Annotated in this window: 22 protein-coding genes and 1 pseudogene; 4 read left to right on the forward strand and 19 right to left on the reverse strand. The window is 63.6% G+C overall.

All coding sequences use genetic code 11. The features are described from left to right. Nucleotides 1-156 precede the first annotated feature (156 nt). From FAZ11_RS19435 to FAZ11_RS19445, 3 genes are read left to right on the forward strand one after another with little or no spacing between them, the layout of a single operon-like run. Nucleotides 157-558 carry an SMI1/KNR4 family protein gene (locus FAZ11_RS19435; protein WP_007160107.1) on the forward strand — a complete coding sequence of 134 codons (402 nt, stop codon included), beginning with the start codon at nt 157-159 and terminating at the stop codon, nt 556-558. A gap of 53 nt (nt 559-611) precedes the next feature. Then, on the forward strand, nt 612-1,370 hold the full coding sequence (locus FAZ11_RS19440; protein ID WP_058761380.1) for an SDR family NAD(P)-dependent oxidoreductase: 759 nt from the start codon (nt 612-614) through the stop codon (nt 1,368-1,370). Between the two features lie 60 nt (nt 1,371-1,430). Then, nucleotides 1,431-1,913, forward strand: a complete 483-nt coding sequence (locus FAZ11_RS19445) for an acyl-CoA thioesterase (protein ID WP_058766986.1) — start codon at nt 1,431-1,433, stop codon at nt 1,911-1,913. Nucleotides 1,914-2,021: 108 nt separating this feature from the next. Here FAZ11_RS19445 and FAZ11_RS19450 read toward each other — a convergent pair whose 3' ends face one another. Together FAZ11_RS19450 and FAZ11_RS19455 are read right to left on the reverse strand one after the other, a co-directional pair. Beyond that, nucleotides 2,022-2,984 carry an energy transducer TonB gene (locus tag FAZ11_RS19450; RefSeq protein WP_058773860.1) on the reverse strand — a complete coding sequence of 321 codons (963 nt, stop codon included), beginning with the start codon at nt 2,982-2,984 and terminating at the stop codon, nt 2,022-2,024. Nucleotides 2,985-3,115: 131 nt separating this feature from the next. Further along, nucleotides 3,116-4,072, reverse strand: coding sequence for a CobW family GTP-binding protein (locus tag FAZ11_RS19455; protein ID WP_058773861.1), 957 nt, complete (start codon nt 4,070-4,072; stop codon nt 3,116-3,118). Between the two features lie 49 nt (nt 4,073-4,121). Here FAZ11_RS19455 and FAZ11_RS19460 point away from each other — a divergent pair, with 49 nt between their 5' ends. Continuing rightward, on the forward strand, nt 4,122-4,472 hold the full coding sequence (locus tag FAZ11_RS19460) for a hypothetical protein (protein WP_058773862.1): 351 nt from the start codon (nt 4,122-4,124) through the stop codon (nt 4,470-4,472). An 18-nt stretch (nt 4,473-4,490) separates the two neighbouring features. Here FAZ11_RS19460 and glmS read toward each other — a convergent pair whose 3' ends face one another. From glmS to mnmE, 17 genes and pseudogenes are all read right to left on the reverse strand, one after another. Continuing rightward, nucleotides 4,491-6,326 (reverse strand): glutamine--fructose-6-phosphate transaminase (isomerizing), encoded by a 1,836-nt coding sequence (gene glmS / locus FAZ11_RS19465; protein ID WP_058761375.1) that lies wholly within the window; start codon nt 6,324-6,326, stop codon nt 4,491-4,493. Between the two features lie 67 nt (nt 6,327-6,393). Beyond that, nucleotides 6,394-7,173, reverse strand: a pseudogene (locus tag FAZ11_RS19470) (DeoR/GlpR family DNA-binding transcription regulator); the annotation flags it as partial. Nucleotides 7,174-7,218: 45 nt separating this feature from the next. Continuing rightward, a complete protein-coding gene (gene glmU / locus FAZ11_RS19475) occupies nt 7,219-8,586 on the reverse strand; it encodes a bifunctional UDP-N-acetylglucosamine diphosphorylase/glucosamine-1-phosphate N-acetyltransferase GlmU (protein WP_058773863.1) in 1,368 nt (455 codons plus the stop codon). Nucleotides 8,587-8,742: 156 nt separating this feature from the next. After that, complete coding sequence (locus FAZ11_RS19480; RefSeq protein WP_058761372.1) at nt 8,743-9,168, reverse strand: F0F1 ATP synthase subunit epsilon; 426 nt, start codon at nt 9,166-9,168, stop codon at nt 8,743-8,745. Nucleotides 9,169-9,206: 38 nt separating this feature from the next. Further along, nucleotides 9,207-10,583, reverse strand: a complete 1,377-nt coding sequence (atpD, locus tag FAZ11_RS19485) for a F0F1 ATP synthase subunit beta (protein ID WP_007160118.1) — start codon at nt 10,581-10,583, stop codon at nt 9,207-9,209. A 30-nt stretch (nt 10,584-10,613) separates the two neighbouring features. Further along, the gene (gene atpG, locus FAZ11_RS19490) at nt 10,614-11,477 is read right to left on the reverse strand and encodes a F0F1 ATP synthase subunit gamma (protein ID WP_058761371.1); all 864 of its coding nucleotides are present in this window, start codon (nt 11,475-11,477) and stop codon (nt 10,614-10,616) included. 48 nt (nt 11,478-11,525) lie between these two features. Beyond that, entirely contained in the window at nt 11,526-13,070 is a 1,545-nt protein-coding gene (atpA, locus tag FAZ11_RS19495) for a F0F1 ATP synthase subunit alpha (RefSeq protein WP_058761370.1), read from the reverse strand. Between the two features lie 18 nt (nt 13,071-13,088). After that, entirely contained in the window at nt 13,089-13,625 is a 537-nt protein-coding gene (locus FAZ11_RS19500; RefSeq protein WP_058761369.1) for a F0F1 ATP synthase subunit delta, read from the reverse strand. Nucleotides 13,626-13,637: 12 nt separating this feature from the next. After that, on the reverse strand, nt 13,638-14,108 hold the full coding sequence (locus tag FAZ11_RS19505; RefSeq protein ID WP_058761368.1) for a F0F1 ATP synthase subunit B: 471 nt from the start codon (nt 14,106-14,108) through the stop codon (nt 13,638-13,640). 55 nt (nt 14,109-14,163) lie between these two features. Next, nucleotides 14,164-14,421 (reverse strand): F0F1 ATP synthase subunit C, encoded by a 258-nt coding sequence (gene atpE / locus FAZ11_RS19510; RefSeq protein ID WP_003097235.1) that lies wholly within the window; start codon nt 14,419-14,421, stop codon nt 14,164-14,166. Between the two features lie 139 nt (nt 14,422-14,560). Beyond that, complete coding sequence (gene atpB, locus FAZ11_RS19515; protein ID WP_058761367.1) at nt 14,561-15,424, reverse strand: F0F1 ATP synthase subunit A; 864 nt, start codon at nt 15,422-15,424, stop codon at nt 14,561-14,563. A 17-nt stretch (nt 15,425-15,441) separates the two neighbouring features. Next, nucleotides 15,442-15,846 carry a F0F1 ATP synthase subunit I gene (locus FAZ11_RS19520; RefSeq protein WP_058761366.1) on the reverse strand — a complete coding sequence of 135 codons (405 nt, stop codon included), beginning with the start codon at nt 15,844-15,846 and terminating at the stop codon, nt 15,442-15,444. A gap of 146 nt (nt 15,847-15,992) precedes the next feature. Further along, entirely contained in the window at nt 15,993-16,865 is an 873-nt protein-coding gene (locus tag FAZ11_RS19525) for a ParB/RepB/Spo0J family partition protein (protein WP_058766994.1), read from the reverse strand. 9 nt (nt 16,866-16,874) lie between these two features. Further along, nucleotides 16,875-17,669: a ParA family protein gene (locus FAZ11_RS19530; RefSeq protein ID WP_058761364.1), complete on the reverse strand. Its 795-nt coding sequence runs from the start codon at nt 17,667-17,669 to the stop codon at nt 16,875-16,877. An 8-nt stretch (nt 17,670-17,677) separates the two neighbouring features. Beyond that, nucleotides 17,678-18,322 (reverse strand): 16S rRNA (guanine(527)-N(7))-methyltransferase RsmG, encoded by a 645-nt coding sequence (gene rsmG, locus FAZ11_RS19535; protein WP_058773864.1) that lies wholly within the window; start codon nt 18,320-18,322, stop codon nt 17,678-17,680. Beyond that, nucleotides 18,322-20,214: a tRNA uridine-5-carboxymethylaminomethyl(34) synthesis enzyme MnmG gene (mnmG, locus tag FAZ11_RS19540; protein ID WP_058761362.1), complete on the reverse strand. Its 1,893-nt coding sequence runs from the start codon at nt 20,212-20,214 to the stop codon at nt 18,322-18,324. The genes rsmG and mnmG overlap by 1 nt, the downstream gene beginning before the upstream one ends. A gap of 444 nt (nt 20,215-20,658) precedes the next feature. Then, nucleotides 20,659-22,023, reverse strand: coding sequence for a tRNA uridine-5-carboxymethylaminomethyl(34) synthesis GTPase MnmE (mnmE, locus tag FAZ11_RS19545; protein WP_058761361.1), 1,365 nt, complete (start codon nt 22,021-22,023; stop codon nt 20,659-20,661). Between the last annotated feature and the right edge of the window lie 62 nt (nt 22,024-22,085).

The following is a 22,085-nucleotide window of genomic DNA, read 5'->3' on the forward strand; positions in this document are numbered from 1 at the left end:
GGCTCTATGCCGGGCTTTTTCGTCTGTACCGTTGCCGATCATCTCGCGAAACCGCTATCAAGTCCGGACGGAAGCTGCCGTTATCCCGGACTGAACTGCTAACCTTGCGCGCCTCCTTTCTACTCTATCCGGTGCGCATTTCGAGAGAGGCCTGCTATGGAAGACGTCATCGAACGCTTGCGTGAAGAAAACGAACCCGTCCCGGTGCCCCTGGAGCTGCCCGACGAAGACCTGCTGGTCGAGATCGAGGAAGAGCTGCTCATCAGCCTGCCGCCGGAATTCCGTGAGTTTCTGCTGACCGTCAGCGATGTGGTCTACGGCCGCATCGAGCCGGTTACCGTTACCGATCCGCAGTCCCACACCTACTTGCCAGAAGTCGCCGCGACCGCCTGGGACGAAGGTCTGCCGCGAGAGTACATTCCCCTCTGTGCCAGCGACGACGGCTACTATTGCGTCAGCCAGGAAGGCGAGGTACTGCTGTGGGAAGATGGCGACCTGACCGACGAATCCTGGGATTCGGTATGGGTCTGGGCCCGCGACGTCTGGTTGGAAAGCTGAACGACCCCGCCTCGCCTGGGTCTGGATAAGGCCATCATTCCGGAGGATGCGTCATGAGCACTCCCGTCGTCCTGATCACCGGCGCCGCAGGCGGTCTCGGCCGTGCCCTGGCGCAACGCTTCGCCCAGAGTCGCTGGCGGGTCGCCGCGGCTGACCGCGATGCCGAGGGTCTGCACGGCCTCAACGGCATCGTCGGCCTGGACTCCAGCGTCACCGCCGATCTCTCCAGCGCCGAGGGTTGTCGCAATCTGGTCAGCAAGGTGATGGCCCGTACCGGGCGTCTGGATGCGCTGATCAACGCGGCCGGCATCTGGCGTGAAGGCGAAGTGGAGACCTTCAGCGAGGAAGACTACGACCTGGTGATGGCGGTCAACCTCAAGTCGACCTTCTTCATGTGCTCGGCCGCCATTCCTTTCCTCAAGGAAAACCGCGGCGTCATCATCAATGTCGCCAGTGGCGCCGGTCGTCAGCCCATCGCCGGCGCTGCGGCCTATGGCGCGGCCAAGGCCGCGGTACGCTTCTTCAGCCAGAATCTGGCCGTGGAGCTGGCCCGGGATGGGGTACGCGTCAATGCCGTCTCCCCCGGTGACATCGACACCCCCATGCTGGACTTCCAGGCCGCCCGCTACGGCAGCGGTGATCCCGCCGGCTATCGACGCAACCTGCTCAATCGCTATCCGCAAGGGGATACCGCACGCTTCATCCAGCCCGAGGAAGTGGCCGAGTTCGTCTATTTCCTCTGCCAACCCCAGGCGGCGGCCATCTCCGGTGCCGATCTACCGATCGACTTCGGACTTTCGGCCGGTCGTTGACGGCTGTGACAGGCGGTGCCGACGCACCGTCTACCGGTTTTACCCCTCAAGGATTCGCCCATGGAACCCGGCAACCACCAGTTGAGCATGACCATCCTGATGACCCCGGACCTGGCCAACTTCTCCGGCAAGGTGCACGGCGGTGCCCTGCTCAAGTACCTCGATGAGGTGGCCTACGCGTGCGCCAGCCGCTATGCCGGACGCTACGTGGTCACCCTGTCGGTGGATCAGGTGATCTTCCGCGAACCCATCCATGTCGGTGAGTTAGTGACCTTTCTGGCCTCGGTGAACTACACCGGTACCACGTCGATGGAAATCGGCATCAAGGTCATCACCGAAAATATCCAGCAGCGTTCGGTACGCCATACCAACAGTTGTTTCTTCACCATGGTGGCCGTGGACGAGGATGGTAAATCCTGCCCGGTTCCCCAGCTCGAACCGGTAACGGCGGACGAGAAACGCCGCTGTGTACAGGCCCAACAGCGCCGGCAGATCCGCCGAGAACTGCAGGAGCGCTACCAGGCACTGAAGGAAACCTTTTGAGTTTTAGCGGCTAGGCCGCCGTCGTTCGACGGCAGCAATCGCACCTGGCAGGGCGAGAGGATTCGCCCTGTGCAACACGAACCCGGCGGAGGGCAAGGGCTCACTGGCCTAGCGGCGCTGGATCTTGAAGTTGAAGGTCTTGGTCGCCTTGCGCGGGACAATCTGGCCACCCGAGACGCGTGGCGCGAAGCGCCACTCGCCAAGCACATCGAGTACCGCACGCTCCAATTGCTTGTTGGACGCTTCCAGCACCTGGATGTCAGCCAGCCGGCCATCGGCGGTCACGGTGAACATCACCCGCACTTCGCCACCCACGCCCCGTCTACGCAGTATTTCCGGATACTCCGGCGGCGTCATCTTGATCGGCCGGATATCGGCGTCGTCGAGGCTACCGGTAGGAATGCCGGCAGTCTTCGGCGGACCGGCAGGCGCTGCCGCCGGGGCGGGCTGACTGGGTGCAGCCGTTGCAGCAGGCGCCGACGTCGGCGATGGCGCAGCCTCGGCAGCCGGTTCCGGTGTGGGCTCGACCTTCTTCGGCAAAGGCTTCTGCTGGGTGTGCTCGACCGGCTTGGGTTTCGGCTTGGGTTTGGGCTTTTCCACCACCGGCTTGGGCGGCTCCACCGGTTTAGGTGGTTCCACCGGCTTGGGCGGCTCCGGTGGCGGCGGTTCAGGTTGCGGTGGCGGCGGAGCAGGTGGTGCCGGGGTGGGCGCTGGCGGCTCCGGCACCGGCTTGGGCAACTGGATGAAACTGACCTGCATGGGCTCGTCGCCCTTGGCGATCTTCAGTTCCGGTGGGGTCTGGACCACGAAAAATAATGCCGCGGCCATGCTGGCATGCATGAGCAACGACAATACGGACGCCAGGCCCCAACCTCGTCCGCGCGGTGGCTGCTCGCCTGGCTCGGCGGCCCCTACCGGCATCATGGCCGGCGTCACGATATCTTCGTGTCGCTCAGGCATACGGAAGGACAGGATGGTCGCGGAGGGCTCGCCACGCTTGGCATTGACGCCGGCGACCGGTTCTACGTCGGCCGTCAGCGCGGCCCTGACAGGGCCCTGAATGGATTCCACCTCATCACCTTCGGAGCGTGCGGCAATGACGGTCGGTTCAGGCTTGGCAAGGGACGTTGGAGCCATGGGAGCTGTACGCAGAGAAAGTAAATTTAATAATCATTATCATTAACTGGAGAGATTTGGCAACCTCAAGTGTCGCAAATGGTCTCGCGGATACGCTTTTCCAAGGCCTCTATATCCGGCATCTGCTCCAGAATCAGCTCCAGCCGGTTATCGCGGCGCCAGAGGGTTGGCTCCCAGTCCCCGGGATGCGCCAGACCGTTGTAGGCCTGCCAGCCATCTATCAGCTGCAAGCACGCCTTGAGTCGAACGAGACCCGGCAGCTCTGCCAACACCGCCAATAGCGCCGGTCCGTCGAAGCGGTGACCGGGATGCCAACGCCAGCCAAGGGCATGATGCCCCTCCTGGGTATGACAGAAACGTAGCGGGCGATTGGGCAGCAAGAGCTCACGCGGTGTGCTATCCGCTGGTAGCTCGCCTAGCGTCCCTGCAAGGCCCTCGGCGGGAGTTGCCTGCGGCAGGTGTTCCAACGTGATCCGTCCCTGCTCGGTCCAATACAGAGGCCTGGTCTGCAGAGCTGGGGGTAGCATCGAGCGGTCCAGCCCCTGGCTCTTGTTGAGCACGATAAGTCCAGCCTGTTCCAGCGCCTCCTGCTGAGCCTCTGGCAGGGGCTGCCCTTCGAGCAAGTGCTGGGCGTCCACTACCCAGACCAGTGGTTGCAGGGAAAGCACCCCCACCCAGGGCGATGTCTGAAGCTGTCGATAGAGACTGGCGGGATGGCCGAGCCCGGACGGTTCGATGAACAACCGCTGAGGCCGCGCCCGCCTGAGTAGTCGCGTCAAGGCCACCTGCAGGGGTACGCCCTGGACACAGCACAGGCAGCCTCCGGGCACCTCGGCGATACTCAGCCCTTCGTCGTCCTGGGTCATCAGCGCCGCATCGATACCGACCTGGCCGAATTCGTTGACCAGAATCGCCCATCGTTCAGCGCCAGGCCGCTGGGCAAACAACTGGCGGATCAGCGTCGTCTTGCCAGCGCCCAGAGGACCGGCGATCACATGAGTCTTGATATCGGCTAGGCGCATGGCGAGAGGTCGAATGCTAGAGTGGCGTTTTTACGAGAGGTTGGCTGGAATGCGGCGATTGTTGATCCCTCTGCTGCTGTTGCCCTCACTGGCGCTCGCCGACGCCTGCGTAATCCGCAGCCGCCAGGGCAGTGTGGACGTGCAGATCTGCCAGAGCAATATCGACATCCCCGCCAAGCTATTCCACGAGGGCTTCTGCCAGCCCCAGCTCAAGGATCAACAAACCGAGGTGCACTTCGTCGAGCGCTGCCCGGTCGGTGAGATCGGTATCTGCCAGGGTGCGCGCTCACCGGGCGTACCCTATCGCCAGGATATCCACTACTACGGAGTACCCGGGGACGGCCGCTTTCTCGCCGTAGCCTGCGCCCAGCAGAATCAGGGTACCTGGCGGGTACCCTGAAGTTCCACGTGGAACCTGCTACTCCACCGTGACCGACTTGGCCAGGTTGCGTGGCTGGTCCACGTCGGTGCCCTTGAACACGGCGACGTGGTAGGACAGCAGCTGCAGCGGGATGGTGTAGAGGATCGGCGACAGGGCATCGTGGATGTGCGGCATGGTCACGATGCGCGTGCCCTCGCCATCCTCGAAGCCGGCACGCTCGTCGGCGAAGACGATCAGCTGGCCGCCGCGAGCGCGAACTTCCTGCAGGTTGGACTTGAGCTTTTCCAGCAGTTCGTTGTTCGGCGCCACCGTGACCACCGGCATGTCGGCGTCCACCAGGGCCAGGGGTCCATGCTTGAGCTCGCCGGCCGGATAGGCCTCGGCGTGGATGTAGGAGATCTCCTTGAGCTTGAGCGCGCCCTCCATGGCCACCGGGTACTGCTCGCCCCGCCCCAGGAACAGGGTGTGGTGCTTCTCGGCGAAGGATTCCGCCAGCTTTTCCACGGTCTTGTCCATGGCCAGGGCTTCGTCCAGGCGCGCCGGCAGGCGCCGCAGTTCAGCTACCAATTCGGCTTCGACACCGGCATCCAGTCGCTGCTGGCAGCGGCCCAGGCTCAGGGTCAGCAGGAGCAGCGAGACCAGTTGGGTGGTGAAGGCCTTGGTCGAGGCCACGCCGATCTCCGGGCCGGCCTGGGTCAGGAAGCTCAGCTGGGATTCGCGCACCAGGGAACTGGTCGCCACGTTGCAGATCGCCAGGCTGCTCAGATAGCCGGACTGCTTGGCCATGCGTAGCGCGGCCAGGGTATCGGCGGTCTCACCGGACTGGGAGATGGTGACGAACAGGGTGTCGGGGCTGACGGCGACACGGCGATAGCGGAATTCGCTGGCCACTTCCACCTGGCAGGGGATGCCGACGTATTCCTCGATCCAGTAGCGCGCCACCGAGCCGGCGTGGAAGCTGGTGCCGCAGGCGACGATCTGGACCTGGCGGACCTTGGCGAACAGCTCGGAAGCGGCCGGACCGAAGGCCTCGGGCAAGACCTGACCGTCGCCCAGACGACCTTCCAGAGTGCGCTGGACCACGCTGGGCTGCTCATGGATTTCCTTGAGCATGAAGTGGCGATAGGCGCCCTTGTCGGCGGCCTCGCTGCCTTCGTGGTACTGCACCGTTTCCCGCTGCACCGGTTGACCGTCGACGTCCCACAGGCTGACCTGATTCAGGCGAATCTCGGCGACGTCGCCCTCCTCTAGGTAGACGAAACGGTCGGTCACCTGACGCAAGGCCAACTGGTCGGAAGCCAGGTAGTTCTCGCCCAGGCCCAGGCCGATCACCAGCGGGCTGCCGCTGCGCGTCGCCACCAGGCGATCCGGCTGCTTGCGCCAGATCGCTGCCAGGCCATAGGCACCGTGCAATTCCTTCACCGCTGCCTTGAGCGCCGTGGTCAGGTCACCGCTGTCCTGCAGCTTCAGATGCAACAGGTGGACGATGACCTCGGTGTCGGTCTGGGAGGTGAAGACGTAGCCACGCTCCTTGAGCTGGGCGCGCAAGGCTTCGTGGTTTTCGATGATGCCGTTGTGCACCACCGCCACATCCCCTTGGGAGAAGTGCGGATGGGCATTGGCTTCGGTGGGTGCGCCATGGGTGGCCCAGCGGGTATGGGCGATGCCCAGACGACCGGCCAGGGGATCGGCAAGCAGACCTGCCTCCAGTTCACTGACCTTGCCGATGCGGCGCAGCCTTTGCAGTTCGCCCTGGGCGTCCAGCAAAGCCAGGCCAGCGCTGTCGTAGCCGCGGTACTCCAGGCGCTTGAGGCCCTCGACCAGAATGGCGGTGATGTTACGCTCGGCAATGGCGCCGACGATTCCACACATGCTTACCTCCCGTTGCCGGTTTTATCCACAGCCGTCATGCGAGACGCCCTGTGGATGACCTGATTGTCTAGTTGTCCACAGCGGCACGCACGACCTGCACGCCGCGCCTTTCGATTGCTTGCGCCGCCTCGGGCGACAGCCGCTCGTCAGTGATCAAGACGTCCACCTTTTCCCAAGGTAGTTCCAGATTGGGAATTCGCCTGCCCAATTTGTCCGCTTCGGCCATGACCACCACCTCGCGCGCCACCTCCGCCATTACCCGCGATAGCGAGAGGTGTTCATTGAAGGTTGTGGTGCCGCGTTCCGGATCGAGGCCGTCGGCGCCGATGAACAGCTGATCGAAGTCGTAGGATCTGAGCACCTGCTCGGCCACCTGACCCTGGAAGGATTCGGAATGCGGATCCCAGGTCCCGCCGGTCATCAGCAGCATGGGTTCCTGTTCCAGCTCGCGCAGGGCGGTGGCCACCTGCAGCGAATTGGTCATTACCACCAGGCCGGGACGACGGTCGAGTTCAGGGATCAGCGCCGCGGTGGTGCTGCCGCAGTCGATGATGATCCGTGCATGTTCGCGCAGCCGCTGGGCCGCGGCCCGGGCGATGGCCTGCTTGAACGGCGAGGCTTGGGGCGGCGATTCGGCCAGCAACTCCTGGGGCATGGCCACCGCGCCGCCGTAGCGGCGCAGGAGCAAGCCGTTACGTTCGAGGGCGGCCAAATCCTTGCGGATGGTCACCTCGGACGTCTCCAGCTGCCGTGCCAGCTCATCGACGCTCACTTCACCCGACTCCTGCAGCCGGGCAAGGATGGCGTGACGACGCTGAGCGGTATTGCGACGGGTCATAAATTTCGATTCGAAAGATAATGGATCGAATCAAAACCTAATCACCGTTGGACGTCAAGCCTTGGGTGCCTTTTTCGGTCGCTGCCAGCCATCTTTGTTGACCTGGCGCGCCCGGCCCAGTGCCAGGGTATCGGCCGGTACATCGGCAGTGATGACCGAGCCTGCCGCCGTGGTGGAACCGGCGCCGAGGGTAACCGGCGCCACCAGGGAGCTGTTGGAACCCACGAAGACGTCCGCGCCGATTTCGGTTCGAAACTTATTGGCCCCGTCATAGTTACAGGTGATAGTACCCGCGCCTATGTTGCTGCCCGCGCCGATACTGGCATCGCCCAGGTAGGTGAGATGGCCAGCCTTGGCGCCGTCCTGCAGCTGAGCATTCTTCAGTTCGACGAAGTTGCCGACATGGGCTTTAACGCCCAATTCGCTGCCGGGACGCAGCCGGGCGAAGGGACCGACATCGGCGCCCTCCCCGACCACGGCGCCGTCCAAATGGCTGTTGGCCTTGATGATGGCGCCACGCTTGAGCACGCTGTCCTTGATCACGCAATTCGGACCAATGCTCACCCCATCCTCCAGCACTACCTTACCTTCGAGGATGACATTGATGTCGATGGAGACGTCACGGCCAGCCTCGACCTGGCCACGCTGGTCGAAGCGCAGGGGATCCAGTAGGGTCACGCCCTGCAGCATCAGGCGCTCGGCGGCGCGCTGCTGGAAGTGCCGCTCAAGCTGGGCCAGTTGCCGGCGATCGTTGGCGCCCTGTACTTCCATGGCGTCCGCCGGCTGGCTGGTGGCGATGGTCAGGCCGTCCGCCACCGCCAGGGCGATGACGTCGGTCAGGTAGTACTCGCCCTGGGCGTTGCTGTTGGACAGTCGTCCCAGCCAGTCCGCCAGCCGCCGGCCGGGTACCGCGAGGATGCCGGTGTTGCCTTCGCGAATGGCGCGCTGGGCGTCGTTGGCGTCCTTGTGCTCGACGATGGCGGTCACCTGCCCCTGGTCATCGCGCAGGATGCGGCCATAGCCGGTGGGATCGTCCAGCTCCACGGTGAGCAGCGCCAGGTGGCTGTCATCCACCTGCCGCAGCAGGCGCTGCAGGGTCTCGGTCTGGATCAGCGGCACGTCGCCATAGAGGATCAGCACCCGCTCCGCCGTCAGCGCCGGCGCTGCCTGGGCCACGGCGTGGCCGGTACCGAGCTGCTCGGCCTGGACCACGAAACTCACATCGTCGGCGGCCAGCTGGCTGCGGACCTGGTCGGCACCATGGCCGATGACGACGTGGATACCGGCCGGCTGCAATTCGCGGGCGCGGTCGAGGACATGCCCCAGCATGCTACGACCGGCCACGGGATGCAGCACCTTGGGTAGAGCGGATCTCATGCGGGTGCCCTGGCCAGCAGCCAGGATGACGATTTCCAGGGACATCGGAACCTCGGAGACAGGAGGAAGAGACGGGGCTGGAGCGCGGAGGCAACGAAGGCCCTCGCAGTCCGACCTCGCGGAATGGCTCGCACCGCTTTTCGGGCGACAAAAGAAAAGGGTAGCCGAAGCTACCCTTGTCGTTACAGCCTGACCTTGCGCTTAGCGCTTGGCCTGCCGCTTGAGCTGCTGGATGGTGCGCAGCTGGGCGGCGGCTTCGGCGAGCTGAGTGGCGGCAGCGGTATAGTCGAACTCCGTGCCCTTGTCGCTCAGTGCTGCCTCGGCGCGCTGCTTGGCTTCCAGAGCGGCAGCTTCGTCGATGTCAGCGGCGCGGCTGGCGGTATCGGCCAGCACTTCGACGACATTCGGCTGCACTTCCAGAAAACCGCCGGAGATGTAGAACACCTCCTCGGCGCCCCCGGCCTTGACCAGGCGGATGGGGCCCGGTTTCAGATCGGTGAGCAGCGGCGCATGGCCCGGGGCGATACCCAGATCACCCAGGTGGCCGTGGGCGATGATCATCTCCACCGCGCCGGAGAAGATTTCCCCTTCCGCGCTGACGATGTCGCATTGGACTGTCTTGGCCATAGCGTGCCTCTAAGAGCGCCCGTCGCCGGGCGCGGCAGTTACAGTTTCTTGGCTTTCTCGATGGCTTCGTCGATGCTGCCGACCATGTAGAACGCCTGCTCGGGCAGGTGATCGTAGTCGCCGCGCAGAATCCCGGAGAAGCCGGCGATGGTGTCCTTGAGGGACACGTACTTGCCGGGCGAACCGGTGAAGACTTCGGCCACGAAGAACGGCTGGGACAGGAAGCGCTGGATCTTACGCGCGCGGGATACCAGCTGCTTGTCGGACTCGGACAGTTCGTCCATGCCCAGGATCGCGATGATGTCCTTCAGCTCCTTGTAGCGCTGCAGCACGTACTGGACGCCGCGAGCGGTGTCGTAGTGCTCCTGGCCGATCACGTTCGGGTCCAGCTGGCGCGAGGTGGAGTCCAGGGGATCGACTGCCGGGTAGATACCCAGGGAGGCGATGTCACGGGACAGAACCACGGTGGCGTCCAGGTGGGCGAAGGTGGTCGCCGGGGACGGGTCGGTCAAGTCATCCGCAGGCACGTAGACGGCCTGGACAGAGGTGATCGAACCCAGCTTGGTGGAGGTGATGCGCTCCTGCAGGACACCCATCTCCTCGGCCAGGGTCGGCTGGTAGCCCACCGCGGACGGCATACGACCCAGCAGCGCGGACACTTCGGTACCGGCCAGGGTGTAACGGTAGATGTTGTCGACGAACAGCAGGACGTCACGGCCTTCGTCACGGAATTTCTCGGCCATGGTCAGACCGGTCAGGGCCACGCGCAGACGGTTGCCCGGCGGCTCGTTCATCTGGCCATAGACCAGGGCGACCTTGTCCAGAACGTTGGAGTCCTTCATCTCGTGGTAGAAGTCGTTCCCTTCACGGGTACGCTCGCCCACGCCGGCGAACACGGAATAACCGCTGTGCTCGATGGCGATGTTACGGATGAGTTCCATCATGTTGACGGTCTTGCCCACGCCGGCGCCGCCGAACAGGCCGACCTTACCGCCCTTGGCGAAGGGGCAGACCAGGTCGATGACCTTGATGCCGGTTTCCAGCAGGTCGTTACCACCGGCCTGCTCCGCATAGGACGGGGCCTTGCGGTGGATTTCCCAACGCTCTTCCTCGCCGATGGGGCCGGCTTCGTCGATGGGGTTGCCCAGCACGTCCATGATACGGCCGAGGGTCTTGACGCCGACCGGGACCTTGATGGCCTCGCCGGTGTTGCCCACGTTCAGGCCGCGCTTGAGGCCTTCGGTGCTACCCATGGCAATGGTACGGACCACGCCGTCGCCCAGCTGCTGCTGGACTTCCAGGGTGGTTTCGGCACCCTGAACCTTGAGGGCGTCAAAGACGCGCGGTACCGCGTCGCGCGGGAATTCCACGTCGATCACGGCGCCGATGATTTGTACGATACGTCCGCTACTCATTTCGCGTTCCTCGAATGTTTAAGCTGTCCGTCAGACCGCGGCGGCGCCGCCGACGATTTCCGAAATTTCTTGGGTGATCGCAGCCTGGCGAGCCTTGTTGTAGACCAGCTGCAGCTCCTTGATGAGATCGCCGGCGTTGTCGGTGGCGTTCTTCATCGCGATCATCCGCGCGGCCTGTTCGCTGGCAGCGTTCTCGACCACGGCCTGGTACACCTGGGATTCCACGTAGCGCACCAGCAGACCGTCGAGCAGGGTCTTGGCGTCGGGCTCGTAGAGGTAGTCCCAATGCTTGCCTTGCAGCTCACCGCCCTCGGTCGCAACCAGCGGAACCAGCTGCTGGATGGTCGGCTTCTGGGTCATGGTGTTGACGAAGACGTTGGATACCACGTACAGACGGTCGATACGGCCGTCCAGGTAGGCATCCAGCATCACCTTGATGCTGCCGATCAAATCGCCGATCGCCGGGGCTTCGCCGAGGTGGCTGATGGCCGCGACCACGTTGCCGCCGAAGCTACGGAAGAAGGAGGCACCCTTGGCCCCGATCACCGCCAGATCGATTTCCACACCCTTGCCGCGCTGGTCGCTCATGTCGCGGACCAGAGCCTTGAACAGGTTAGTGTTCAGACCACCGGCCAGACCCCGATCGGAGCTGACCACGATGTAACCGACGCGCTTGACCTCGCGTTCCACCATGAAGGCATGGCGGTACTCGGGGTTGGCGTTGGCCAGGTGGCCGATCACAGCGCGGATGCGCTCGGCATAAGGCTTGCTGGCAGCCATGCGGGCCTGAGCCTTACGCATCTTGCTGACCGCAACCTTTTCCATGGCGCTGGTGATCTTCTGTGTGCTTTTGATGCTCGCGATCTTGCCGCGAATCTCTTTTGCGCCTGCCATGTGACACCTATCGGGTTGGCAAACGGGGGCTGGCGCCCCCGTCGCGGCTTACCAGGTTTGCGTGGCCTTGAACTTCTCGATTCCCGCCTTGATGCCGGCGTCGATCTCGTCGTTGAAGTCGCCCTTCACGTTGATCTTGGCCATCAGGTCGGCGTGATCGCGGTTGAAGTAGGCGATCAGGGCCTGCTCGAAGCTACCGATCTTGTCCAGGGACACGTCGCTCAGGAAACCACGCTCGGCGGCGTACAGGCTCAGGGACATCTCGGCGATGGACATGGGCGCGTACTGCTTCTGCTTCATCAGCTCGGTGACGCGCTGACCATGCTCGAGCTGCTTGCGGGTGGCTTCGTCCAGGTCCGAGGCGAACTGGGCGAAGGCCGCCAGTTCACGGTACTGGGCCAGCGCGGTACGGATACCGCCGGACAGCTTCTTGATGATCTTGGTCTGGGCCGCACCACCCACACGGGATACCGAGACACCGGCGTTGACCGCCGGACGGATGCCCGAGTTGAACAGGCCGGCTTCCAGGAAGATCTGGCCGTCGGTGATGGAGATCACGTTGGTCGGAACGAAGGCGGACACGTCGCCGGCCTGGGTCTCGATGATCGGCAGCGCGGTCAGCGAGCCGGTCTTGCCGGTCACGGCGCCGTTGGTGAACTTCTCGACGTAGTCGGCGGAGACGCGGGAGGCGCGCTCGAGCAGACGGCTGTGGAGATAGAACACGTCGCCGGGATAGGCTTCACGGCCCGGCGGACGACGCAGCAGCAGGGAGATCTGGCGATAGGCCACGGCCTGCTTGGACAGATCGTCATAGACGATCAGGGCGTCTTCACCGCGGTCGCGGAAGTATTCGCCCATGGTGCAACCCGAGTAGGGTGCCAGGAACTGCAGGGCAGCCGATTCGGACGCGCTGGCAGCCACCACGATGGTGTTCTGCAGAGCGCCGTGCTCTTCCAGCTTGCGCACCACGTTGGCAATGGTCGACTGCTTCTGACCGATGGCGACGTAGACGCAGCGGATGCCGCTGTTCTTCTGGTTGATGATGGCATCGATCGCCATGGCGGTCTTGCCGATCTGACGGTCACCGATGATCAGCTCACGCTGACCGCGGCCTACCGGGATCATGGCATCGACGGCCTTGTAGCCGGTCTGCACCGGCTGGTCGACCGACTGACGCCAGATCACGCCGGGGGCGACCTTCTCGACGGCGTCGGAGGCGCTGGCGTTCAGCGGACCCTTGCCATCGATGGGGTTGCCCAGGGCGTCGACGACGCGACCCAGCAGTTCCGGACCGACCGGGACTTCCAGGATGCGGCCGGTGCACTTGGCGCTCATGCCTTCGGCCAGACCCAGGTAGCTACCCAGGACCACGGCGCCGACGGAGTCTTGCTCCAGGTTCAGTGCCATGCCGTAGATGCCGCCGGGGAATTCGATCATTTCGCCGTACATGACGTCGGCCAGACCGAAAATGCGCACGATACCGTCGGACACGCTGACGATGGTGCCTTCGTTGCGGGCTTGCGAGGTCACGTCGAGTTTCTCGATGCGACCCTTGATGATTTCACTAATTTCGGAAGGATTGAGTTGCTGCATGCTACTGCCCCTTCAAACTCAAGGTTTCAACGCTTCGGCCAGTTGCGCGAGCTTGCCGCGAACGGAGCCATCGATTACCAAGTCGCCGGCGCGGATAACCACACCACCGATCAGGCTCGCATCCTCGGATGCATTTAGTCGCACGTGACGACCTAGCCTTGCGCTGAGAGCCTTGGCGAGTTTGTCTTGCTGTTCGTCGCTCAGGGCGAAAGCACTGGTGACTTCCGCCTCGATGGATTTTTCCTGCTCGGCCTTGTACGCCTCGTAGATCTCGGCGATGGCCGGGAACAGGTCGATCCGGTTGTTTTCTGCCACGGTCCGAACGAAGTTCTGGGACTGTGCATCCAGCTGATCGCCACATACGTCGATGAGCAATCCGGCCTTGGCGTCCGCAGTCAACTGCGGCTGCTGAAGCAGCTGGCGCACGGTCCCATCTTGGGATACCGCGGCGAGCAATCCGAGCGCGGCCGACCATTGGGTCAGCTGCTGCTGGGACTGTGCGAACTCGAAAGCCGCCTTGGCATAGGGCCGGGCCAGCGTGTTCAGTTCTGCCATTGGTGGCCTCGCTTAGATTTCCGCTGCCAGTCGGTCGACCAACTGGGCATGAGCATTGGCATCAACGGTAGATCCGAGGATCTTCTCGGCACCGGCCACGGCCAGCACACCGACGCGAGCACGCAGGGCGTCCTTCGCACTGTTGATTTCCTGCTCGATTTCCGCCTGAGCCTGCGCCTTGATCCGGTCGCCTTCGGCACGGGCCTTGGCCTGTGCGTCCTCGACGATCTGAGCGGCACGCTTGTTGGCTTGCTCGATGATCTCGGCTGCTTGACCCTTGGCTTCGTTCACTTTCTGGTTGGCTTGCTGCTGTGCCACTTCCAGATCACGAGCCGCGCGGTTGGCAGCGTCAAGGCCATCGGCAATCTTCTTCTCACGCTCACGCAGCGCCGAGATGATCGGCGGCCACACGTACTTCATGCAGAAGAGCACGAAGATGAAGAAGGCAACGGACTGGCCTATCAGGGTTGCATTAATGTTCACGCCAACACCTCGCTCGTTCGTTGTCCATCAGTCCTGCCTACACCCAAGAGGGTGATCAGCCGGCGATCTGACCAACGAAGGGGTTAGCGAAGGTGAAGAACAGGGCGATACCAACACCGATCATGGTCACGGCGTCGAGCAGACCGGCGACGATGAACATCTTGACCTGCAGCATCGGAACCATTTCCGGCTGACGAGCGGCGCCTTCGAGGAACTTGCCACCCAGCAGACCGAAGCCAATGGCGGTACCCAGAGCGCCCAGGCCAATCAGCAGAGCAACGGCGATCGCGGTCAAACCAACTACAGTTTCCATTTTTCCTCCCGACTTTTTTAGTCGTCTTGGTTAAGGTTGAAGCGAAAGAGTTTTCCCAAGTCCCCCGGTGGACGAGGCCCCCCGGGACTCACGGCAGAACCGCCCGCGGACGCTGTCAGCAGCGTCCGCGGGCCATTCCTCAGTGACTTTCTTCGTGCGCCATCGACAGGTAGACGATGGTCAGCATCATGAAGATGAACGCCTGCAGGACGATGATCAGGATGTGGAACACCGCCCACGCCCACTGCAGCACGATCCCCAGACCACCCAGCGCCAGACCGTTGGCGAACATGATGGCGATGAGGATGAAGATCAGCTCGCCAGCATACAGGTTGCCGAACAGTCGCAGGGCCAGGGAAATCGGCTTGGCGACCAGGGTGACGAATTCGAGCAGGAAGTTGATCGGGATCAGCAGGATCTGCACCAGGGTGTTCTTGCTGCTGAACGGATGCAGGGTGAGTTCGCCGACAAAGCCGCCGATACCCTTGATCTTGATGCTGTAGAAGAGGATCAGGGCGAACACCGACAGGGCCATGCCCAGGGTGGCATTCGGATCGGTGGTGGGCACGACGCGGAAGTAGGTATGGTCGCCGCCGATGGCCATGGCCAGCATCGGCAGCCAGTCCACCGGCACCAGGTCCATCATGTTCATCAGGAAGATCCAGACGAAGATGGTCAGGGCCAGGGGAGCGATCAAGTCATTCTTGCCGTGGAAGGTGTCGCGGACGCTGCCGTCGACGAACTCGACCAGGACTTCGACCAGGCTCTGCAGGCGACCGGGTTGGCCACTGGTGGCCTTCTTGGCGATGCTGCGGAAGAAGAGCAGGAAGATGACGCCCAAACCGACCGACCAGCCAAGGGTATCCAGGTTGAAAGCCCAGAAGCCCATGGCCTTGGCCTCGGCGGGGGTATGGGCCAGGGTCCAGCCTCTCACCGGATCCAGACCAAAGGTCATGTTCTGCAGGTGGTGCTGGATGTAAGCCGAAGCGGAGTCTGCTGCCATGTGTGCCTCGAATGCCTTTAAGGTCTAGTCGGTTTTTTCAATAGCAGGGGTGCGCTGGCATTGACCATCAGCGTCAACAGGTAGACGCCGAACAGTGCAGGAGCCGAAAGCGGTTTTACCCCGGCAAACGTCAGTGCAAAGAGCACTGCCGTGAGAATCAGTTTGCCCGCCTCGCCCGCGTAGAAAGAACGGACGATGGCTTGGGCGGCGTGGGCGCCGCGGTAGCGGAACGCCTTGAACGAAAAATACAGGTTGGGCAGCCAGGCAATCAGCCCGCCCAACAATCCGGAATAACCGGCGACCTTACCGACGAAGCAAAACAAGACAACGGCGGCACATAACGCGACCACCAGTTGGACGAGCAGCAGGCGAAAGGCAGGCTGATGATGGAAAGGCAGGCGTTTGGGCGTGCGGCGGTCCATCGGCTCGAAGTCCTCTGGTGTCGGCTTAATAGTTGTTTTCACTGGCATGCTTTGTGCCGACAAAAAGCGGGCAAAGTATAGGGGCGCGCCAGGGGTGGTTCAAGCCACCCCGGACAGATTGCGGCCTATGCTGACAGCCATTTGTGTCAGCGAATGTGCGCCAGTACGCCTTGAAGTTCGTCCAAAGAGGTATAGCGGATCACCAACTGGCCCTTGCCCTTCTCGCCATGGCGAATCTGCACGTTGGCGCCCAAACGCTCGGCCAGACGCTGCTCCAGGCGGCTGATATCGGGATCCACCACGGGAACCTTTTCGCTGGACTCCGCTCCGCTGAGCCATTGGCGCACCAGGGCCTCGGTCTGACGGACTGTCAGGCCGCGTGCGACAACGTGCCGCGCCCCTTCGGCCTGGCGTGCCTTCGGCAGACCGAGCAAGGCGCGGGCGTGGCCCATTTCCAGCTCGCCCTTGGCCAACAGTTCCTTGGCTTCTTCGGCGAGCGCCAGCAGGCGCAGCAGGTTGGTGACCCCCGAACGCGACTTGCCGACGGCTTCGGCCACCTGGGCCTGGGTCAGTTCGAATTCGTCCTGCAGCCGTTGCAGGGCCATGGCCTCTTCCAGCGGATTGAGATTCTGCCGCTGGATGTTCTCGATCAGCGCCAGGGCGATGGCCACCTGGTCGGGTACGTCGCGTACCAGCGCCGGGATATGGTCCAGACCGGCTTGCTGGCTGGCGCGCCAGCGGCGCTCGCCAGCGATGATCTCGTAGCGCCCCTCACCGATGGCACGCACCACGATGGGCTGCATCAGCCCTTGGGTGCGGATGGAGTTGGCCAGTTCTTCCAGGGCGACCGGATCCATGTGCCGGCGCGGCTGGTACTTGCCGCGCTGGATGATATCCACCGGCAGCGATTGTAGTTCGCTGACCGGCGCGGCGGCAGCCTGTTCTTGCAGGACCTTGACGCTGGCGCCACCGAGCAGGGCATCGAGGCCGCGGCCCAGTCCTCGTTTCTTCACAGCCATGGGAATTCCTTAGGCAGTCTTGGCGGTACGAGCCGCCTTGCGCTGACGTTTGACCAGCTCACTGGCCAGTTCCAGATAGGCCGCGGCTCCCTTCGAGCTCTTGTCGTAGACCAGCACGGGCATACCGTAGCTAGGGGCTTCGGCCAGGCGGACGTTGCGCGGAATGATGGTTTCGTAGAGCTGGTCGCCGAAATGCTGCTTGAGCTGGGCGGCGACGTCGTTGGCCAGGCCGATGCGTGGATCGAACATGGTGCGCAGCAGGCCTTCGATCTTCAGCTGCGGATTGAGTCGCTGGGCGATGTGCTGGATGCTGCCGATCAAGTCGGTCAGGCCTTCCAGGGCGAAGTACTCGCACTGCATGGGAATGATCACGCCATCGGCGGCCACCAGGCCGTTGATGGTCAGCATCGACAGCGACGGCGGGCAATCGATGAGCACGAAGTCGTAGTTGTCCCGTACCGGCGCCAGGGCGTCGCGCAGACGACTCTCGCGGCCAGGCAGTTCCAGCAGTTCGACCTCTGCGGCGGTGACGTCACGGTTCGAGGGCAGCAACTGGTAGCCGCCGTGTTCGGAGAAGTGCATGGCGTCCAGCAGGCCGCAACCGCCGGTGAGCACGTCCAGCACCGAATGCTCCAGGGCGTGCTTGTCCACCCCGCTGCCCATGGTGGCGTTGCCCTGGGGATCGAGGTCGATCAACAGCACCTTGCGCCGGTTGGTGGCGGCCAGGGAAGCGGCGAGATTGATGCACGTGGTGGTCTTGCCCACTCCGCCCTTCTGGTTGGCTATCGCGTAAACCTTGGCCATGTACCGCCTTACCCCTCTCCATTCGTGCGGCGCAGTATCAGCAAGTGCCGCTGGCCTTGGCAACCGGGAACCGCGAGGACGTGCGCCGCCGCAACCCGGAAGTCAGCTGGTAGCTTGGCCAGTTCGTCGTCGGGGTGCAGCCCCTTCATCGCCAGCCATTGTGTGTGGTCGTCGCCCAGGTGCCGCGTCCAGTTGGCGAAGTCGTCGATGGCGCTGAACGCCCGCGAGACGATGCCGGTGAAGGGCGCGTTGGGTTGGAAGGCCTCGACGCGGGCGTGGACCACCTCGAGATTGGCCAGCCCGAGTTCGATCTTGGCCTGGGTCAGGAAGCGGGTCTTCTTGCCGTTGCTGTCGAGCAGGGTGAAGCGCGACTGCGGAAAGAGAATCGCCAAGGGAATGCCCGGCATACCGCCGCCGCTGCCCACGTCCAGCCAATTCCCCTCGGTCACATGGGGAACGATGCTGAGACTGTCGAGCAGGTGTCGCGAGACCATTTCGTCGGGATCGCGCACGGCGGTGAGGTTGTAGGCCTTGTTCCACTTGACCAGCAGGTCCAGGTAGCCCAGCAGACGCTCTTCCACGGCGGCGGAGAGCGCCACGCCCAGGGCCTCGGCGCCCTGGCGCAGTTCTTTGGCTTGGATCGCGCTGGCCATCAGGCACTGTGCTCCAGGCTGCGACCGGCGCTGCGCTTCTTCAGGTGGATCAGCAGCAGCGAGACCGCTGCCGGGGTGACCCCGGGAATGCGCGAGGCCTGGCCCAGGGTCTCGGGACGGGCCTGAGACAGCTTGTGCTGGATCTCCTTGGACAGGCCGGAGATGCTGGCGTAGTCGAGCTCGGCGGGCAGCGCCACGGCGTCGCTGGCGCGCAGGCGCTGGATCTCGTCCTGCTGGCGATCGATGTAGCCGGCGTACTTGGTCTTGATCTCGATCTGCTCGGCGACCTGGGCTTCGGCCGGCGTTTCGCCCACCGCGTCCATCAGGCCGGCATAGTCGATCTCCGGACGAGCCAGCAGATTCTGCAGGTTGTATTCGTGGTTGAGCGGGGTGCCGAAGCGTTCGGCCACCGCGGTGCCCTGGGGTGTGCCCGGACGGATCCAGGTCGCCTTGAGACGTTGTTCTTCCAGGGCGATGCCTTCGCGCTTGGCTTCGAACAGCGCCCAGCGCTGATCGTCCACCAAGCCCAGCTCGCGGCCCTTCTCGGTCAGGCGCAGGTCGGCGTTGTCCTCGCGCAGGATCAGCCGGTATTCGGCGCGCGAGGTGAACATCCGGTAGGGCTCCTGGGTGCCCAGGGTGATGAGGTCGTCCACCAGCACGCCGAGGTAGGCCTCGTCACGGCGCGGACACCAGGCTTCGCGGCCCTGGGCGCGCAGCGCGGCGTTGGCACCGGCCAGCAAGCCCTGGGCACCGGCTTCTTCGTAGCCGGTGGTGCCGTTGATCTGGCCGGCGAAGAACAGCCCGGCGATGACCTTGGTCTCCAGGCTGTACTTGAGATCCCGCGGATCGAAGAAATCGTATTCGATGGCGTAGCCGGGGCGCAGGATGTGGGCGTTCTCCATGCCGCGCATGGAACGCACCACCTCGAGCTGCACATCGAAGGGCAGCGAGGTGGAGATGCCGTTGGGATAGAGCTCGTGGGTGGTCAGGCCCTCGGGCTCGAGGAAGACCTGGTGACTGTCCTTGTCGGCGAAGCGATGGATCTTGTCTTCGATGGACGGGCAGTAGCGCGGCCCCACCCCTTCGATCACGCCTGAGTACATCGGCGATCGGTCCAGGTTGGCGCGAATGATGTCGTGGGTACGGGCGTTGGTGTGGGTGATCCAGCAGCTGACCTGGGCAGGATGCTGCTCGCGAGTGCCGAGGAAGGACATCACCGGCAGCGGCGTATCCCCCGGCTGCTCGGTCATCACCGAGAAATCCACCGAACGGCCGTCGATGCGCGGCGGTGTGCCGGTCTTCAACCGGGAGACGCGTAGCGGCAATTCACGCAGGCGCTGGGCCAGGGCGATGGCCGGCGGATCTCCCGCTCGTCCACCGCTGTGGTTCTGCAGACCGATGTGGATAAGACCACCGAGGAAGGTCCCCGCAGTCAGTACCACGTTGTCCGCATGGAATTTCAGGCCCATCTGGGTGATCACGCCAGCGACGCGATCGCCCTCGACGATGAGGTCGTCACAGGCCTGCTGGAATATCCACAGGTTCGGTTGGTTTTCCAGGGTGTAGCGAATGGCCGCCTTGTACAGCACGCGATCGGCCTGGGCGCGGGTAGCGCGCACGGCAGGGCCCTTGCGGCTGTTGAGAATGCGGAACTGGATGCCGGCGAGGTCCGTCGCCGCGGCCATGGCGCCGCCCAGGGCATCGATCTCCTTGACCAGATGGCTCTTGCCGATGCCGCCGATGGCGGGGTTGCAGCTCATCTGGCCGAGAGTTTCCACATTATGCGTGAGCAGCAGGGTACGCACCCCCATGCGGGCGGCCGCCAGGGCCGCTTCGGTACCGGCATGGCCGCCGCCGATCACGATGACGTCGAAACGGGAAGGAAAGTCCACCACGCACCTCGTGCCTGTTGGCAGGAATTCAAAGGAAAGCCGGCAAGTATAAGGCTTGGACCTGGCTTGCAGAAGGGGCTCTGGCCAAAAAATGACCAGTCGGCAGCGGAGACACCCAATATAAACAATAGGGAAGAAATGTTTAAAAGGACTGATATAGAGCTTATGTATATGCAGGCCCTTCGCTGTGGATAAGCTTATGCAGCCCTCGTCAGCGCTGGACTGGGGACAACTTGAACCTGGTGTGTGTCCTGTGCTGTGGATGAATACAAGCTCTCAGCATCCTGTGGAGCCTTTACTGGCTTATCCACAGCGGCAGCCATGAACCGGTCATGCACCGATTTATGGGCAGACCTCAGGCAGGGTTATCAACAGAGCTCTGGAAGGGAGGGATGAGGATAGACAAGGCCTGCGTTGCACAGGCCTGGAACAGCAGACAGGAGATTACTTGCCGATGCAGAAGCTGGAGAAGATGCGGCCGAGCAGATCGTCGGAGCTGAAGGCACCGGTGATCTCACCGAGGACCTGCTGAGCCTGGCGCAGGTCCTCGGCCAACAGCTCGCCGGAGCCAGCGAGGGTGAGTTGGCGATAGCCGTGATCGAGGGCACTGGCGGCCCGTTGCAACGCGTCCAGATGGCGCCGCCGGGCGCTGAAGCCACCCTCGGTGGTCTGTTCGAAGCCCATGCAGGCCTTGAGGTGCTCGCGCAGGGCGTCGACGCCCTGACCATCGGTGGCGCTCAGGGCGATCTCGACCGGCTCGGTGATGGCCAAGAGTCCGGTGGCCTCGCCGGTGAGGTCGGCCTTGTTGCGGATCACCGTCAGCTTGTCCAGCGGCGGTCGGGTGCTGAGTAACTCAGGCCAGAGCGCCTGGGGATCCCGGGCTTCCGGGGCGCTGGCGTCGACCACCAGCAGCACCCGGTCGGCCGTAGCGATGGCGTCCAGGGCGCGCTGGACGCCGATCTGCTCCACGCGGTCGCTGGTATCGCGCAGGCCGGCGGTATCGACCACGTGCAGCGGCATGCCGTCGAGGTGGATATGTTCGCGCAGCACGTCGCGGGTGGTGCCGGCAATATCGGTGACGATAGCGGCTTCGCGCCCGGCCAGGGCGTTGAGCAGGCTCGACTTGCCGGCATTGGGTCGGCCGGCGATCACCACCGTCATGCCGTCGCGCAGCAGGGCGCCGCGATTGGCTTCGCGCTGGACGTCGCGTAATTCGGCCTGCACGCCCTCTAACAGTCCCTGCACCTTGCCGTCGGCGAGGAAATCGATCTCCTCTTCGGGAAAGTCGATGGCCGCCTCGACATAGATGCGTAGCTGGATCAACTGCTCGACCAGGCTCGCAACCCGGCGGGAAAACTCGCCCTGCAGCGAGCGCAGGGCATTGCGCGCCGCCTGTTCGGTGCTGGCTTCGATGAGATCGGCGATGGCCTCGGCCTGGGCCAGGTCGAGCTTGTCGTTGAGGAAGGCACGTTCGCTGAATTCACCGGGGCGGGCCAGGCGAGCGCCCTCTTCCAGGGTACGACGCAAGAGCAGATCGAGGATCACCGGTCCGCCGTGGCCCTGGAGTTCCAGTACGTCCTCGCCGGTGAAGGAATTCGGCCCGGGAAAGAACAGGGCGATGCCGGCGTCCAGCACGCTGCCGTCGGCGGCGAGGAAGTTGCCGTAGTGGGCATGTCGCGGCGGCAACTCGCGGCCGCAGATCGCCTTGGCCAGCGGGGCGGCCAGGGGCCCGGAGACGCGAACGATGCCGACGCCGCCGCGGCCGGTGGCGGTGGCGATGGCGGCGATGCTGTCGGAAGGCAGGGACATGACGATCCTCCAGAAAGCACGACGCCCCAATCAAGGGGCGTTGTGTGGATAAGGTGAGCGAG

Source organism: Pseudomonas rhizoryzae (assembly GCF_005250615.1).
In the GTDB taxonomy this organism is placed as follows: Bacteria; Pseudomonadota; Gammaproteobacteria; order Pseudomonadales; family Pseudomonadaceae; genus Chryseomonas; species Chryseomonas rhizoryzae.

Coding starts and splice junctions, on each gene's coding strand:
- atpB (WP_058761367.1), bottom strand. CDS start 15,424: ATGGCAGCAGACTCCGCTTCGGCTTACATCCAGCACCACCTGCAGAAC.
- atpA (WP_058761370.1), bottom strand. CDS start 13,070: ATGCAGCAACTCAATCCTTCCGAAATTAGTGAAATCATCAAGGGTCGC.
- FAZ11_RS19530 (WP_058761364.1), bottom strand. CDS start 17,669: ATGGCCAAGGTTTACGCGATAGCCAACCAGAAGGGCGGAGTGGGCAAG.
- glmS (WP_058761375.1), bottom strand. CDS start 6,326: ATGTGTGGAATCGTCGGCGCCATTGCCGAGCGTAACATCACCGCCATT.
- FAZ11_RS19480 (WP_058761372.1), bottom strand. CDS start 9,168: ATGGCCAAGACAGTCCAATGCGACATCGTCAGCGCGGAAGGGGAAATC.
- FAZ11_RS19460 (WP_058773862.1), top strand. CDS start 4,122: ATGCGGCGATTGTTGATCCCTCTGCTGCTGTTGCCCTCACTGGCGCTC.
- FAZ11_RS19455 (WP_058773861.1), bottom strand. CDS start 4,072: ATGCGCCTAGCCGATATCAAGACTCATGTGATCGCCGGTCCTCTGGGC.
- glmU (WP_058773863.1), bottom strand. CDS start 8,586: ATGTCCCTGGAAATCGTCATCCTGGCTGCTGGCCAGGGCACCCGCATG.
- FAZ11_RS19525 (WP_058766994.1), bottom strand. CDS start 16,865: ATGGCTGTGAAGAAACGAGGACTGGGCCGCGGCCTCGATGCCCTGCTC.
- mnmE (WP_058761361.1), bottom strand. CDS start 22,023: ATGTCCCTGCCTTCCGACAGCATCGCCGCCATCGCCACCGCCACCGGC.
- FAZ11_RS19440 (WP_058761380.1), top strand. CDS start 612: ATGAGCACTCCCGTCGTCCTGATCACCGGCGCCGCAGGCGGTCTCGGC.
- FAZ11_RS19520 (WP_058761366.1), bottom strand. CDS start 15,846: ATGGACCGCCGCACGCCCAAACGCCTGCCTTTCCATCATCAGCCTGCC.
- FAZ11_RS19445 (WP_058766986.1), top strand. CDS start 1,431: ATGGAACCCGGCAACCACCAGTTGAGCATGACCATCCTGATGACCCCG.
- rsmG (WP_058773864.1), bottom strand. CDS start 18,322: ATGGCCAGCGCGATCCAAGCCAAAGAACTGCGCCAGGGCGCCGAGGCC.
- FAZ11_RS19500 (WP_058761369.1), bottom strand. CDS start 13,625: ATGGCAGAACTGAACACGCTGGCCCGGCCCTATGCCAAGGCGGCTTTC.
- atpG (WP_058761371.1), bottom strand. CDS start 11,477: ATGGCAGGCGCAAAAGAGATTCGCGGCAAGATCGCGAGCATCAAAAGC.
- FAZ11_RS19435 (WP_007160107.1), top strand. CDS start 157: ATGGAAGACGTCATCGAACGCTTGCGTGAAGAAAACGAACCCGTCCCG.
- atpD (WP_007160118.1), bottom strand. CDS start 10,583: ATGAGTAGCGGACGTATCGTACAAATCATCGGCGCCGTGATCGACGTG.
- atpE (WP_003097235.1), bottom strand. CDS start 14,421: ATGGAAACTGTAGTTGGTTTGACCGCGATCGCCGTTGCTCTGCTGATT.